This window comes from Actinoplanes siamensis, assembly GCF_016862395.1.
Taxonomy (GTDB): Bacteria; Actinomycetota; Actinomycetes; order Mycobacteriales; family Micromonosporaceae; genus Actinoplanes; species Actinoplanes siamensis.
Genome location: NZ_BOMW01000012.1, coordinates 56519 through 71266, shown reverse-complemented (window position 1 = coordinate 71266; position 14748 = coordinate 56519). Strand labels below are relative to the sequence as shown.

Annotated in this window: 10 protein-coding genes and 1 pseudogene; 8 read left to right on the top strand and 3 right to left on the bottom strand. The window is 71.5% G+C overall.

Annotated elements, in window-relative coordinates:
- Nucleotides 1-130: 130 nt before the first annotated feature.
- Complete coding sequence (locus Asi03nite_RS05105; RefSeq protein ID WP_239102396.1) at nucleotides 131-2614, top strand: RelA/SpoT family protein; 2484 nt, start codon at nucleotides 131-133, stop codon at nucleotides 2612-2614.
- Between the two features lie 347 nt (nucleotides 2615-2961).
- Here the strand turns inward: Asi03nite_RS05105 and Asi03nite_RS05100 are convergent, their stop codons facing one another.
- Nucleotides 2962-3792 carry a peptidylprolyl isomerase gene (locus tag Asi03nite_RS05100; protein ID WP_203677418.1) on the bottom strand — a complete coding sequence of 277 codons (831 nt, stop codon included), beginning with the start codon at nucleotides 3790-3792 and terminating at the stop codon, nucleotides 2962-2964.
- A gap of 32 nt (nucleotides 3793-3824) precedes the next feature.
- A complete protein-coding gene (locus tag Asi03nite_RS05095; protein WP_203677233.1) occupies nucleotides 3825-4688 on the bottom strand; it encodes a peptidylprolyl isomerase in 864 nt (287 codons plus the stop codon).
- A 162-nt stretch (nucleotides 4689-4850) separates the two neighbouring features.
- Here Asi03nite_RS05095 and Asi03nite_RS05090 point away from each other — a divergent pair, with 162 nt between their 5' ends.
- The gene (locus Asi03nite_RS05090; RefSeq protein ID WP_203677232.1) at nucleotides 4851-5549 is read left to right on the top strand and encodes an MBL fold metallo-hydrolase; all 699 of its coding nucleotides are present in this window, start codon (nucleotides 4851-4853) and stop codon (nucleotides 5547-5549) included.
- A 10-nt stretch (nucleotides 5550-5559) separates the two neighbouring features.
- Nucleotides 5560-6876, top strand: a complete 1317-nt coding sequence (gene hisS, locus Asi03nite_RS05085; protein ID WP_203677231.1) for a histidine--tRNA ligase — start codon at nucleotides 5560-5562, stop codon at nucleotides 6874-6876.
- A gap of 123 nt (nucleotides 6877-6999) precedes the next feature.
- Here the strand turns inward: hisS and Asi03nite_RS05080 are convergent.
- Nucleotides 7000-7551 (bottom strand): annotated as a pseudogene (locus tag Asi03nite_RS05080) (PaaI family thioesterase); the annotation flags it as partial.
- Nucleotides 7552-7648: 97 nt separating this feature from the next.
- Here Asi03nite_RS05080 and Asi03nite_RS05075 point away from each other — a divergent pair.
- The 5 genes from Asi03nite_RS05075 (at nucleotide 7649) to Asi03nite_RS05055 (ending at nucleotide 14706) form a co-directional block, all read left to right on the top strand.
- The gene (locus Asi03nite_RS05075) at nucleotides 7649-8146 is read left to right on the top strand and encodes a winged helix-turn-helix transcriptional regulator (protein ID WP_203677229.1); all 498 of its coding nucleotides are present in this window, start codon (nucleotides 7649-7651) and stop codon (nucleotides 8144-8146) included.
- 193 nt (nucleotides 8147-8339) lie between these two features.
- Nucleotides 8340-9227 (top strand): cyanophycinase, encoded by an 888-nt coding sequence (locus tag Asi03nite_RS05070; protein ID WP_203677228.1) that lies wholly within the window; start codon nucleotides 8340-8342, stop codon nucleotides 9225-9227.
- Nucleotides 9118-11826, top strand: a complete 2709-nt coding sequence (gene cphA / locus Asi03nite_RS05065) for a cyanophycin synthetase (protein ID WP_203677227.1) — start codon at nucleotides 9118-9120, stop codon at nucleotides 11824-11826. Before Asi03nite_RS05070 ends, cphA begins: the two co-directional genes overlap by 110 nt.
- Before the next feature lie 392 nt (nucleotides 11827-12218).
- On the top strand, nucleotides 12219-14138 hold the full coding sequence (locus Asi03nite_RS05060; RefSeq protein WP_203677226.1) for a serine/threonine-protein kinase: 1920 nt from the start codon (nucleotides 12219-12221) through the stop codon (nucleotides 14136-14138).
- Nucleotides 14139-14454: 316 nt separating this feature from the next.
- Nucleotides 14455-14706, top strand: a complete 252-nt coding sequence (locus Asi03nite_RS05055; RefSeq protein WP_203677225.1) for a hypothetical protein — start codon at nucleotides 14455-14457, stop codon at nucleotides 14704-14706.
- The last annotated feature ends 42 nt before the right edge of the window (nucleotides 14707-14748 follow it).

The following is a 14748-nucleotide window of genomic DNA, read 5'->3' as shown; positions in this document are numbered from 1 at the left end:
GGATGTTCGGCAGGGTCATTCGTGATGTCGGTGCGGGTAGGATGGTCGTTCCAGAGGGCCACCCCTGGAGAAATCGACCCCGGCGGCCGGTCAGCCGCCGGGGGTCATGGCGAAGGTGATGAGGAGGCCGGTGTCCAGCGACGTCGTCCCTCCGGCGGAGGGCACGGTGCAACCGACCCAGAACTCGCGGACCGGCTCGGGCGAGATCACGCCCGGCAACTCGGACCGCGCTGACGAGACGACCGCTGCCGACGGCGCCGCTGTCAACGGAGCCGCCGGCGCAGCCGTGACCAACGGGGCCGTTCCGGCGTCGTCCGAGACCGACCCGGCGGGCGAGAGCACCGGCTTCGGCTTCGCCAGCGCGCCCACCGGGCGGCGGGTGCGGGCGCGGCTGGCCCGGTTCAACGCGCCGTGGCAGAGCACACAGGTCAGCGAGGTGCTGGAGCCGCTGATCGCCACGCACCGGGCGAGTCACCCGAAAGGTGACGTGCGCCAGCTGCAGAAGGCGTTCGACGTGGCTGCCCGCTGGCACTCCGGGCAGTATCGCAAGTCCGGCGACCCGTACATCACGCATCCGCTCGCGGTGGCCACCATCCTGGCCAATCTCGGCATGGACACCACCACGCTGGTGGCCGCGCTGCTGCACGACACGATCGAGGACACCGACTACGGCCTCGAACAGATGCGCAACGACTTCGGCGCCGAGGTGGCGCTGCTCGTCGACGGCGTCACCAAGCTCGACCGGGTGAAACTGGGCGACGCGGCGAAGGCCGAGACGATCCGCAAGATGGTCGTCGCGATGGCCAAGGACCCGCGCGTCCTGGTGATCAAGCTGGCCGACCGGCTGCACAACATGCGCACCCTGACCTTCCTGCCCCGCGCCAAGCAGGAGCAGAAGGCGAAGGAGACGCTGGAGATCCTGGCCCCGCTGGCCCACCGGCTGGGTATGAACACGATCAAGTGGGAGCTGGAGGACCTGGCCTTCGGCACCCTGTTCCCCAAGCGGTTCGAGGAGATCAACCGCCTGATCGGGGAGCACCAGCCGCAGCGCGAGGCGCTGCTGCGCCAGGTGACCAACCGGGTCAGCCTCGACCTCAAGTCGGCGAAGATCAAGGCCGAGACGACCGGCCGCCCGAAGCACCTGTACTCGATCTATCAGAAGATGATCGTCCGGGGCCGGGACTTCAACGACATCTACGACCTGGTCGGCGTCCGCATCCTGGTCGACACCGTCCGCGACTGCTACGCCGCGCTGGGCGTGATCCACGCGAACTGGCAGCCCGTGCCGGGCCGGTTCAAGGACTACATCGCGATGCCGAAGTTCAACATGTACCAGTCGCTGCACACCACGGTGATCGGCCCCACCGGCAAGCCGGTGGAGATGCAGATCCGGACGTTCGCGATGCACCGCACCGCCGAGTTCGGCATCGCCGCGCACTGGAAGTACAAGGAGCAGAAGGGCGCGACGATCGTCGGCCCGCCGGCGCACATCGACGAGATGACCTGGCTGCGGCAGCTGCTCGACTGGCAGCGCGAGGCGAGCGACCCGTCCGAGTTCCTGGACGCGCTGCGGTTCGACCTCTCCAGCCAGGAGGTCTACGTCTTCACCCCCAAGGGTGACGTGATCCCGCTGCCGACCGGCTCCACGCCTGTCGACTTCGCGTATGCGGTGCACACCGAGGTCGGGCACAAGTGCATCGGCGCCCGGGTGAACGGCAAGCTGGTGCCGCTGGAGTCGACGCTCTCCAACGGCGACGTGATCGAGATCTTCACGTCCAAGTCCAGCACGGCCGGCCCAACCCAGGACTGGCTCGGCTTCGTGAAGAGCCCCCGGGCACGGACGAAGATCCGGCAGTTCTTCAACAAGGAGCGCCGCGAGGAAGCGATCGAGGTCGGCAAGGACGCGATCGTCAAGGCGATGCGCAAGCAGGGCCTGCCCCTGCAGCGGATGCTGACCAGCGACAACCTCACGACCATCGCGCGTGACCTGCACCTGCCCGACGTGTCGTCGCTCTACGCCGCAGTCGGGGAGAACACGGTCTCCGCCCAGTCGGTGGTCGCCAAGCTGGTCGCCGGCTTCGGCGGCGAAGAGGGGGCGGTCGAGGACATCGCCGAGACCGCCGTCGCGACCCGCCCGCCGCGCAACCGCAGCACCGCACAGGACCCGGGCGTGGTGGTGAAGGGCGTCTCCGACGTCTGGGTGAAGCTGGCCCGCTGCTGCACCCCGGTCCCCGGGGACGCGGTGTTCGGGTTCGTCACCCGCTCCGGCGGGGTCAGCGTGCACCGGGAGGACTGCGCCAACGCTCAGGACCTGCGCGAGCAGGAGGAGCGGGTGGTCGAGGTGAGCTGGAAGCCGACGTCCGCGTCGACGTTCCTGGTCGCCATCCAGGTGGAGGCGCTCGACCGGCACAAGCTGCTGGCCGACGTGACCCGGGTGCTCTCCGAGGAGCGGGTGAACATCCTGTCCGCGACGGTCACCACGACGCGGGACCGGGTGGCGGTGAGCCGGTTCACCTTCGAGATGGCCGATCCGAAGCACCTCGGTCACCTGGTCGCGGCGGTGCGCAAGGTCGACGGCGTGTTCGACGCGTACCGGGTGACCTCCGGCGCCTGACGGCTGCCTCTCGGCTGGCTCCCCTGGTGGCCATCCGTGCCGGATGACCACCAGGGGAGCCAGCCGAGAGGCGTGCGGCCGGCAGCGTTGCCCCGCCCGGCCCGCCGCGGCGGTGGGCTGCCACGGGCTTGGGCACCTGTCGGTCCGCGGCGGTGGGCTGCCACGGGTGCGGGCATCGGTCGCCCGAGGTGGCGCCGGGGGACGGGGACGTCGCGGGTGCGGGCATCGGTCGCCCGAGGTGGCGCCGGGGGACGGGGACGTCACGGGTGCGGGCATCGGTCGTACCGGCGAATCGGCATGAAAAAGGGCGACCCCGCTGGGGGCCGCCCTTTTCGCATGGTCTCCGGTCAGGACACCGTCATGGTCTTGATGTCGAGCTCCTTCTTCGGGTGGCCGCCGCCGGCCTGCGACGCGAACGCGCCGTCGTCACCCGCCTTGACCACCGTCTTCACCAGGTCCAGGCCCTTGGTGATGGTGCCGAGCAGCGTGTAGCTGGCCGGCAGGTTGGTGTCCTCCGAGCAGATGAAGAACTGGCTGCCGGTGGAGCCGGGCTGGCCCGTGTTCGCCATCGCGATCGAGCCCGCGGGGTACGGGTTGTTGGTGTTGGTCGGCAGGTTCTCCTCGGCCATGGTGTAGCTCGGGCCGCCGGTGCCGTCGGTGTCGCGGTAGCCCTTGCCGGTGGCGAACGGATCGCCGCACTGCAGGACCTTGAAGCTGTCCTCGTTGACCAGGCGGTGGCACTTGGTGTTGTCGAGGAACTTCTTCGACGCCAGGTACTTGTAGCTGGCGCCGGTGCAGGGCGCCTTGCTCAGGTCGATGGTCGCCTCGATCGGGCCCAGGTTGGTGTCGAAGGTCAGCAGGCTGGTGCCGGTGTTCGGCACGGTGGTCGGCGGGGTGCCGACGTCCTTGACCTTGCCGCCGCCGCCCGCGCCGACAGGGGTCCAGGTGCAGGAGACGGTGCCGGCCGGGGTGGTACTGCCGGCTGTCGTCTTCTTGTCGTCCTTCTTCAGGGCGCTGACGATCCACACGGCCGCGCCGGCGATCACCACCACGGCGATGGCCGAGCCGATGATCGCCTGACGGCGGCGCCGGCCCCGGGCCGCCGCGGCGCGCTCGGCCATCTCCTTCTCGAGCCGTGCTCGCGCAGCCGCACGCTGCCGGTCCTTGATCGACGACACGTCGTTCCTCCTGCTGCTGGTCTCTTCCGAACTCACGACTGCGCGCTCGCCGAGGGTGCTGCCGCGGCACTGTCCGCGGCGACGGTCAGGCTCTTGATGGTGATCTTCTCCTTCGGCTTGACCTTGTCACCCGCGTCGCCGGTCACCGTGGGAATCTTGCCGATCCTCGCCAGCGTGTCCAGCCCGCCGGTCACCTTGCCCACGATCGAGTACTGCGTGTCGCCGGCGGCCGGCGCGTAGTCCTTGAAGAAGAGCAGGAACTGGCTGCCGTTGCTGCCGGCCGGGTTGCCGATCGTGGTCACGGTGCCCTTGGGGTAGAGAACGGGGTTCTTCGCCCCGGGGGACGCGCTCGCCGACGGCTCCGGCTGCACCGGGGTGTTCTCGTCGTAGTAGGCGTACGTCGGGCCGCCCTGGCCGGTGCCGCTCGGGTCACCGCAGCGCACCGCGCCGATGTCGAGGATCTCGTGGCAGTCGGTGTTGTCGAAGAACCGCTTGCCGGCGAGGTAGGAGAAGCTGGCGGCGGCGCAGGGGGCGCTCGCCACGTCCAGGCTCGCGGTGATCGGCGCGCCCTGGTTGGTGGTGATGCTCATCGTCTCGGTGCCGGTCTCCGGAAGGTTCTTGGTGGGCGGCGTGCCCACGTCCTTCAGGTCGGCGTTGTTCGCCACGTCCAGCGGCGACCACAGGCAGACGTCGGCGGCCTCGGTGGAGGTCTTCTCCGTCGGGTCGAACGCGCCGCCGATCCAGGCGCCGCCGACCGCGACCACGATCACGGCCAGGGCGATGCCGGCGCCGGCCAGGACACGGCGGCGCCTGCGCTCGCGGACAGCGCGGCGAGCCATCTGGCGATCGAATTTCGCGCGCGCGAGCTTGCGCTGCCGGTCCTTGCTGGGAGCCACTAACGCTGTCCTTCCCTGTGCATGTCAAGGGGTGCGGCACGCCACACGCCCGCAAGAGTGTACGGGTACCTCCTGAGAAAGTGGTGTGCGGCCGCCCAGCTAGGCTCGTTACGATTCGCACCCGTTTTGCTGTGAGAGTTTTCTTCGAGGGGGACCCGGCTCGTGCTCGTCGCCAGCTTTCCGGCACAGGCCTTCGGCACCAACTGTTACGTGGTGGCCGCCGGTCCGGGCGAGCAGTGCCTGATCGTCGACCCCGGCATCGGTGTGCTCGACCAGCTCGACGAGGTGCTCGCGCGGCACCGGCTGTCGCCGGCCGCGGTGCTGCTCACCCACGGTCATCTGGATCACACGTTCTCGGTCGCGCCGGTCTGCGGGGCGCGCGGCATCACGGCTTACGTGCACCCCGACGACCGCGAGATGCTCGCCGACCCCTCGAAGGGGTTGAGCGCCGACCTGAACTCGCTGTTCGGCGGCCGGATGCAGTACTCCGAGCCGTCGGATGTGTCGGAATTGTCGGATGGTGCGGTTCTCTCTCTCGTCGGCCTGGAGATCACCGTCGACCACGCGCCAGGCCATACCGGCGGGTCGGTGCTGTTCCGCCTGCCGGGCGAGAACTCCTCCTGGGACGCGGAGGAGATCTGTCTCTCCGGAGACGTGCTCTTCGCGGGCTCGATCGGGCGCACCGACCTGCCGGGTGGCAGCACCCCGACGATGATGGCCAGCCTGCGGGACAAGATCCTGCCGCTGCCCGACGACACCGTCGTGCTGCCCGGCCACGGTCCGGCCACCACCATCGGCCGTGAGCGCGCGTCGAACCCGTACCTGCGGGAGCTGATCGCGGCGCCCGGCCGCTTCCTCTAGGAGAAAATCTGTGCCGATCTCGGGGTTCCCTGAGTGGCTGCCGCCGCAGCGCATGGTCGAGCAGTTCGTACTGGACAAGATCCGGTCCACCTTCGAGTCGTACGGGTTCGCGCCGCTCGAAACCCGGGCGGTCGAGCCGCTGGAGACGCTGCTCGCCAAGGGTGAGACGTCGAAAGAGGTGTACCTCCTGCGCCGGCTTCAGGAGGAGTCGTCGTCCGCGCCGGCCACCGACGACCAGCTCGGGCTGCACTTCGACCTGACGGTGCCGTTCGCTCGATTCGTCGTGGAAAATCACGGCAAGCTGGTCTTCCCGTTCCGGCGCTACCAGATCCAGAAGGTGTGGCGCGGGGAGCGGCCGCAGGAGGGCCGCTATCGCGAGTTCCTGCAGGCCGACATCGACGTGGTCAACCGGGACACCCTGCCGTTCCACTTCGACACCGAGATGCCGCTGGTCATCGGCGACGTCTTCCGGTCGCTGCCGATCCCGCCCGCGGTGATCCTGGTGAACAACCGGAAGGTGTGCGAGGGCTTCTACCGGGGCCTGGGCCTGCCGGACACCGCGCAGGTGCTGCGCACCGTCGACAAGCTGGACAAGATCGGTCCGGAGAAGGTGGCCGCGCTGCTGGCGGAGACCGCGGGGGCGTCTGACGCGCAAGCGGCGGCATGCCTGAAATTGGCGGAGATCTCGGCCTCCGACGGTTCGTTCGTGGACCGGGTGCGCTCGCTCGGGGTCGACGATCCGCTGCTCGACGAGGGTCTCGCCGAGCTGCTGCAGGTGGTGGAGACGGCGGACGAGCACGCGTCGGGCCTGGTCCGGGCCGAGCTCAAGATCGCCCGGGGCTTGGATTACTACACCGGCACGGTCTATGAGACCCAGTTGCGGGGGTACGAGCGGTTCGGCTCGATCTCCTCGGGCGGCCGCTACGAGACGCTCGCCTCCGTCGGGAACACCCGCTTCCCGGGCGTCGGCATCTCGATCGGCGTCTCCCGGATGCTCGGGCTGCTCTTCGGGCAGAACGCGCTCGGCGTGTCCCGCTCGGTGCCGACTTGCGTGGTGGTCGCGCTGCCCAGCGAGGACCAGCGGGCGGCGTGTCACCGGATCGCGGCGGCGCTGCGCAAGCGGGGGATTCCGACCGAGGTGGCGCCGACGGCTGCCAAGTTCGGCAAGCAGATCCAGTTCGCCGATCGGCGGGGGATTCCCTACGTCTGGTTCCCCGGCTCGCCGGACACGGTGAAGGACATCCGCTCCGGCGAGCAGGTCGAGGCGGACGCCGCCAGCTGGACCCCACCCGCCGCCGACTTGCACCCCACCATCACCAACCTCTGACGGTGCGCCCCCGGCGCTCCCCGTCGGCGCCGAGGCGTTCACACCCGTGCGGGCCTGTTGACGCGCCTGCGATGCCCGGCCGGGATCGGCGGCCGGGCGTGGGGGTGTGTCCGGGGCGGTGGGTTACGGGGTGGGGAGGTCGAACAGCAGGCAGGTCGAGGTGGCGTGGGCGATCAGGCGGTTCGTCCCGTCGGTGAGCCGGGCTTCGGCCAGGGCCGTCCGGCGGCCCCGCTGCAGGACCGTGCCGGTGCAGGTGAGGCGGCCGGAGGCGACAGTGACCGGGCGGAGGAACTTCACGTTCAGGTCCATGCTGGTGTAGCCGACGCCGGCCGGCAGCGTGCTCTGCACCGAGCAGGCGGCCGCCGTGTCCAGCAGGGTGGACAGGATTCCGCCGTGCACGGTGCCGATCGGGTTGTAGTGGAACTCCTGGGGGTCCATGGTGATGGTGACGCTGCCCTCCTGGACCCGCAGCTCGTTGCCGTCGATCAGCTGGACGATGGGGGGCGGCGGGATGTCGCCGGACGCCATCGCGCGCAGGAACTCCAGGCCGGTGCGGGAGGCCAGCGAGTTGACGTGCTCCCTGGGGTCGGTCCAGGAGAAGGTGCGGGTCCGCTCGGTCTGAGTCTGCGTCATGGATGCAGGCTGGCACCGCTTGCTGCGTCTGTCAACGAGACTTAGCCTGGCGGCGTGGTCGGCGGCGTCACAGGCCGGCTGAACCGGCCCGCGCGGTGCTGGGAAGGCGTCACGGGGGCACGAGACCTAGGGTGGTCCGATGGTTGAACCCGTCACACGACCGAGCGCCCTCGACTGGGACGTGGCGAACTGCACCATCTCCCGGGCGATGGCGATCCTCGGCGAGAAGTGGACCATGGTGGTGCTGCGCGAGGTCTTCACCGGCATCCGCCGCTTCGACGACATGCGGGTGCGCACCCGGATCCCCCGCCAAGTGCTGGCGAACCGGCTGTCCGCCCTGGTCGGCGCCGGGGTGCTGCGCCGCGAGCCGTATCAGGAGCCGGGCGCCCGGGTCCGCCACGAGTACCGGCTGACCGAGAAGGGCTTCGACCTCTACCCGGTGCTGATCGCCCTGGGCGACTGGGGCAACAGGTACCTGGCCGACCCGGAGGGGCCGCCGATCCAGTTCGTCCACCGGGACTGCGCCGAGGAGCTGCACGTCGAGATCCACTGTGCCGGCGGCCACCAGGTCGCCGGCCACCGGGACGTCCTGCCCCGCCCGGGCCCGGGAGCGCGGCGGCGCGGCGGGCCCGTCTAGATTTCGTTCGGCCGGCCCGGCTCTCGCCGGCCGGCTGGTCGCGCACTTCGGCCCGGCCCTCGATCGCGCTGGCCGAGGGCCCGCCGGAGATTCGCCATCCGCTGCCCGCCAAGCATTCCGATTAGCCGAATGTTGCGGTTTTGTTCCGATTAACCTCGACAGTGGCCCACGCGGGAGCTGCTGAGGAGGCACGGTGGACGGCCGGCTACTCATCATCGGCGGCGCCGCCGGACCGGAGCTGCTCGTCCGGTTCGTCGAGCTGGCCGGGGGCCGGTCCGCCCGGATCGTGGTGATCGCGGCCGCCACTGAGTCCCCCGAGGCCGCTGAGGCGTTCCACGTCGGCACGTTCACCGAGCTGGGCGCCGCCTCGGTGTGCGCGTTGCGCCTGGCCAGCCGGGCCGACGCGAACGAGCCCGGCACGGCGGCGGTGCTGCGGGACGCGACAGGGATCTTCTTCACCGGTGGCGACCAGCGGCGGATCACCACGGTGCTGGGCGGGACGGCAGCCGACTCGCTGCTGCAGGAACTGGTGGCCGCCGGCTCGGTGGTGCTCGGCGGAACCAGCGCCGGGGCGGCGATGATGTCGGCCACCATGATCATCGGTGGGGGCGGGCCCGGGGTGACGGCCGCGAGCGTACACACGGGTCCTGGTCTGGAATTTGTTCCGGGGGTGCTGATCGATCAGCACTTCGCCCAGCGGGGGCGGCTGAACCGGCTGCTCAGCGCGGTGGCCCTGTATCCGCACGAGCTCGGCCTGGGCATCGACGAGGACACCGCGATCCTCATCGACGGCGACCGGTTCGAGGTGCTCGGCAGCGGCGCCGTGACGATCGTCGACGCGGGCGCCGCCACCGACATCCAGGTCCCGCCGGAGGGGCCGATCGCGCTGGCCGGGGCGCTGGTGCACGTGCTGCCGGCGGGCCACACCTTCCACCTCACCGGCCGCCGGCCGGGGATCGGGGAGCACTCGCATGAAGATCGAGAGCCTGCGCCGTCTGCGCGGCCCCAACGTGTATCTGTCCCGGCCGGCGGTGGTGGCCCGGCTCCGTCTGGAGGAGCTGACCGGCCGGGAGACCTGTGACGTCACCGGGTTCACCGAGCGTCTGCTGCGGGCGCTGCCCGGGCTGGTCGAGCACCACTGCGCGGCCGGCGCCCCGGGCGGGTTCGTCAGCCGGCTGCGGGGCGGCACCTACTTCGGGCACGTCACCGAGCACGTCTGCCTGGAGCTGTCCCAGCTGATCGGCCGGGAGGTCAGCTTCGGCCGGACGGTGTCGGCCGGCGAGACCGGGCTCTACGACGTGATCGTGGAGTGCCCGGCCGACGAGTCACCCGAGTCCCGGGTGCCCGGGGAGCTGCTGGAGGCGGCCGTCGACCTGGTGCAGGCGATCCACGACGGCCAGGCCCGTGGGCTGCCGGCCGACCGGCTCGCCGAGCTGGCCGCGTGCGCCGAGCGGGAGGCTACCGGCCCGAGCACCCGGGCGATCGTCACGGCGGCCCGCCGGCGCGGCATCCCGGTGGAACGGTTCGACGATCTCAGCCTGATCCGGCTCGGCTGGGGCACCCGCCGGCGGCTGGCCTGGGCCGCGATGAGCGACCGGACCAGTGGGGTGGGCATCGACATCGCCGCGGACAAGCACGTCACCCGGCGGCTGCTCGGCGAGGCGGGTGTCCCGGTGGCGCCCGGCGGAACGGCGGGCACGGCGGCCGAGGCGGTCCGGCTGCTGCGCGAACTGGGCGCCCCCGTGGTGGTGAAGCCCCGGCACGGCCGGCACGGCGACCACGTCACGCTCGGGCTGGGTACGCCCGAGGCGGTCGAGCGGGCCTTCGCCGAGGCGGGCGGCGACGTGGTGGTCGAGCGGCAGCTGGCCGGCCGGGACTACCGGGTGCTGATGGTGGCCGGCGAGGTGGTGGCCGCGGCCGAGCGGATCGCCGCGCACGTGGTCGGCGACGGCGCCGCCACCCTGGCCCAGCTGGTCGAGCAGGTCAACGCCGACCCGCGCCGGGGAGAGGGGCATGCCCGGGTGATGACCCGGATCAGCCTGGACGCCGCCGCGTGCCGGGTCGCCGGGTTCGGCCCGGCGGACGTCCCGCCCGCCGGGCGGACCGTCTGGCTGCGCGAGTGCGCCAACCTGTCCACCGGCGGCACCAGCCGGGACGTCACCGATCAGGTGCATCCGGACGTGACCCGGCTGTGTCAGCGGATCGCCGCGCTGGTGGGTCTGGACATCGCCGGGATCGACCTGCGGCTGCCGGACATCGCCGGGCCGCTGCCGCCGGTCGGCGAGGACGCCCCGGCCGCCGGGGTGATCGAGGTGAACGCGGTGCCCGGACTGCGGATGCACCTGGCCCCGGCGCTCGGCCGGGCGCGTGAGGTGGGCGACGCGATCGTCCGGGCGATGTTCCCGGGTGGCTCCGACGGGCGGATCCCGGTCGTCGCGGTGACCGGCACGAACGGCAAGACCACGGTCACCCGGCTGGTCGCGCACCTGCTCAGCGGCGCCGGCCACCGGGTCGGCGCGGCGAACACCGACGGGGTGTACGTGGACGGGCGGGCCATCCGGCTGGCCGACGCCACCGGTCCGCGATCGGCGCAGCAGGTGCTCGGCGACCCGCAGGTCGAGGTGGCGGTGCTGGAGACGGCACGGGGCGGGCTGCTGCGGCGCGGGCTCGGCTACGACTGGTCGGACGTCGGCGTGATCACCAACATCACCGCCGACCACCTGGGCCAGGACGGGCTCGGCTCGATCGAGGACCTGGCGCACGTCAAGGCGGTGGTCGCCGAGCGGGTCCGGGACGGCGGCACGCTGGTGCTCAACGCGGACGATCCCTGGGTGCGCACGCTGGCAGCCCGCCCCCGGGTACGGGCCGACCGGAAACGCCTCGTGTGGTTCGGGCTGGACCCGGCCAACCCGGTGCTGACCGAGCACCTCGGGCGGGGCGGGACCGCGTACGTGCTGCACGACGGCTGGCTGGTGCAGGCCACCGGGGACCGGCGGACGCCGCTGATGCGGGTGGCCGAGGTGCCCGGGGCGTACGGCGGCGCCGCCCTGCACGCCGCGGCCAACGCCCTCGCCGCGATCGCCGCGGCCCGCGCCCTGGGCGTCCGCCCGGAGACCGTGGCGGCGCGGCTCGCCGAGTTCGACCCGATCGTGGACAACCCGGGCCGGGGCACGATGCTGCGGCTCGGCGACGTCTCGATCTTCCTGGACTACGCGCACAACCCGGCCGCGCTCGCCACCACCCTGCGCACGCTGCACCGGCTGTGGGGCGCGGACCGCTGCGTGGCCGCGGTGACGCTGCCCGGGGACCGGCGTGACGACCTGCTCGCCGCGTCGGCGCAGATCCTGGCGGACGGGCTGACCCGGGCGGTGCTCTACGACGACCGGGACCCGCGCGGTCGCTCGCCGGGGGAGGTGTCCGAGCTGGTCGAGCGGGAGATGCGGGCGCGCCGGCCGCAGATCCGGGTGATCCGCGCCGGCGACTACCGCGAGGCGGTGACCACCGGGTTGAGCCTGACCGCGCCGGGCGAGGTGCTGCTGGTGATCTACGAGAAGTGGGAGCCGATCCGGGCGCTCCTCGGTGAATTGGGCGCGGCGCCGCCCGGCTCCCATCCTGTGTTGCCGGTCACTCCGGCGGCGTGGAGTGCGCCACAGCCGGCCCGCGGGCGTCAAGTCGTGTGACAGATCATGGACAGGCATGATCTCGCTGCGTAGCGATGCATTGACTAATCGTGCATATCTCCACGACGGAGTCACTCGAAAGTTGAAGGCGCAAGTTCCGGCGAAGCGGGCAATCCCCGCACCCGTCTCCGCCCCTCCGTGACGGCGTGTTTACGGAAAGCGCTTTCCTGGCCGTTCGGCCAGCCTCACACGTCGCTCGGCCGATCCCACAGACGGTAATGATTGCCTGGTAGATCGCATGGTGGTGAATCGAACTGACGCCTGCCAGGGACTAACATCCTCGCCATCGATGGGGGATGCTCGGGATCCGATCAGTGGGCCCGAGTCGCCCGGCGTCGGGGGCGCATGGCGGTGCGGTCCGGCGTTTCCTCGAAGCGCGCCTGTGGGGGCACATGAGCACGACGGACCTGCCCGGTTCGGGTCTGCTCGCCGGCCGGTATCGGCTGGTGGAGCGGCTCGGGGCCGGCGGGATGTCGGTGGTTTGGCGAGGCTTCGACGAAGTTCTCGGCCGCCAGGTGGCGGTCAAGGTGCTGCCCCCGTCCACCAGCGCCGATCCCTCCTTCCGGCGCCGGCTGCGGGCCGAGGCGCAGGCCGCGGCGCGGCTGAGCCACCCGCACATCACCAACGTGTACGACTACGGCGAGGCCGCCACGATCGACGGCGAGCCCGTGCCGTACGTCGTGATGGAGCTGGTCGACGGCGAGTCGCTGGCCGCGGTGCTGGCCCGGGTCCGCACCCTGCCGTGGAACACCGCCGTCCGGATCAGCGCCGAGGTCGCGGCCGCCCTGGCGGCCGCGCACGCGCGCGGGATCGTGCACCGCGACGTCACCCCGGCCAACGTGATGCTCACCCAGTCCGGGGCGAAGGTGGTCGACTTCGGTATTTCCGCCCTGATCGGGGAGAACGACACCGACCCGGACGGCAGCCTGCTCGGCACGCCGGCCTACCTGGCCCCCGAGCGCCTGGAGGGCGGCCAGGTCAGCCCGGCCACCGACGTCTACGCGGTCGGCCTGCTGATCTACCGGATGCTGATCGGCCAGCTCCCGTGGGACGTCGGCACCACGACCGCCCTGCTGCGCGCCCACCAGTACGTGGAGCCCGATCCGCTGCCGCCGGTCGAGGGCCTGCCGCACGAGGTGGACGCCCTGGTCGGCCGTTGCCTGGAGAAGCGGCCGGCGGACCGCCCGCCCACCGCGGAGGTCGCGCACGTGCTGGCCGCTGTCGCCGCTGGCGCACCGATGCCACAGGTCAGCGGCTTACGCGCGGACTGGGAGGACAGCGGCGAGGACACCACGATCCTGCCGTCCGGCTATCCCTACGCGGGCATGGGGCCGGCCGCGGCGGCCGCGTCGCTGTCGCCGCCCTCGCCGGACGCCGGCGACCGGCCGCCGTCGCTGCGCCCGGGTGCGGGAGGCCCGCCGCCGGTCCCGTCCGGCGACCGGTCGCCGGCCCGTACCCGCAAGCAGATCCGGACCCGGCGTGCGCTGGTCGTGCTGGGCACGATCGGGCTGCTCAGCGGCCTGACGTACGGGTGGAGCCTGGCCGCCCCGCCGAAGGGCGACGAGCGCGCCAACGCGGTCACGCCCGGTCCGAGCGTGGTCCCGGCGGCGGGCAACTGCATCGTCAGCTACGCCGTCTGGTCGCAGGAGAAGGGCCGGTTCAAGGCCCAGGTCACCCTCGCCAACCGGGGGGACCGGGCGGTCGAGGACTGGAAGCTCTGGTTCCTGATGCCGGGCGACCAGACCGTCTCCGGCCAGGGCAAGGTCGACCTCCTCCAGGACAACCGGGCGGTCACCGTCCAGTCGGCGGCGGCGCTGGAGCCGCAGGAGAACACCACACTGGAGATCTCCGGGCGGTTCGTGCGGAGCAATGCCGCCCCGATGCTCTTCCAGCTCAACGGCAAGACCTGCCAGGCGTACGTGTCGGGTGAGCCCGGCGAGCCGTCGCGCCCGGTCGAGCAGCTCTCCGACGGCACGGTCCGGCTGGGCGCGCCGGCCACCGACTCCACGCCGGTGCCCGGCATCTCCGTCGACACCGGCGGCATCGTGCACATCACGCCGACCAGCGCCGGCCCGAGCCGGACCGCGACCAGGACGCCGGCGCCCGGGACGAGTTCCGCGACGCCCCCGGTCACCGGCGGCGGCGGCGAGGACGACGAGCCCAGCGACCCGTCGACCTTCACGGTGCAGCCGGAACCGGATCAGTCGCAGAACGCGAGCCAGGCGCCGGACGGCGTGGACGGTCCGACCACGGACGCGCCGCCGGCGCCGGGCACCTCGGTGGACGGCTGCGAAGAGGGTGTCGACTGCTGAGGGCGGGGTCGTGACCGGATCGTCAGGAAAAATCCGACTGCACCGGCCGTCGGTGATTGCCTGGTCCGACCCCTGGGTACAACCTCGCCGGGCCCGAAAAGCAGAAGTCATTCGGCACATACCGCGTTACGGTGAAGGCGAAAACGACAGGTACTCTGCCTTCCACCCGCCCCGGGAAGTCTGGCCGGGATTGCGGTGATTTCGCGCGGCGTGGCTGCCGACCGGCAGTGCTCTCCCGAGGATGATGGAATCTGCATCCACGCGAGTTCCGGCGCCGGACCCAACAAGCAGGTCGTCGCAACGGGGAGTTCGACAAATGATCAGCAGTGTTAAGGATTTGGCCGCCGAGGCGCTGTTCGTCTCGTGTCTGCAGCCGTCCGAATACCCGAGTCGCGCCGCCGTGGAGGAGGAGATAACTCGTATGATCCTCCGGCACGGCAGCGACGGATGCGCAGCCGGCGTGGCCGCCGAGTTCGGTGACCACCCGGACGTCGCGGTCCGCCGGATGCGCTGGGTGCGGGCGGAACTGGCGGAGATGATGACGATGCGCGCCCCGGTGTTGCACTGATATCCCCTGCAAGGAGACGATCCGCGTGACCGGGTGTCCGGT

Coding starts and splice junctions, on each gene's coding strand:
- Asi03nite_RS05055 (WP_203677225.1), top strand. CDS start 14,455: ATGATCAGCAGTGTTAAGGATTTGGCCGCCGAGGCGCTGTTCGTCTCG.
- Asi03nite_RS05075 (WP_203677229.1), top strand. CDS start 7,649: ATGGTTGAACCCGTCACACGACCGAGCGCCCTCGACTGGGACGTGGCG.
- Asi03nite_RS05060 (WP_203677226.1), top strand. CDS start 12,219: ATGAGCACGACGGACCTGCCCGGTTCGGGTCTGCTCGCCGGCCGGTAT.
- cphA (WP_203677227.1), top strand. CDS start 9,118: ATGAAGATCGAGAGCCTGCGCCGTCTGCGCGGCCCCAACGTGTATCTG.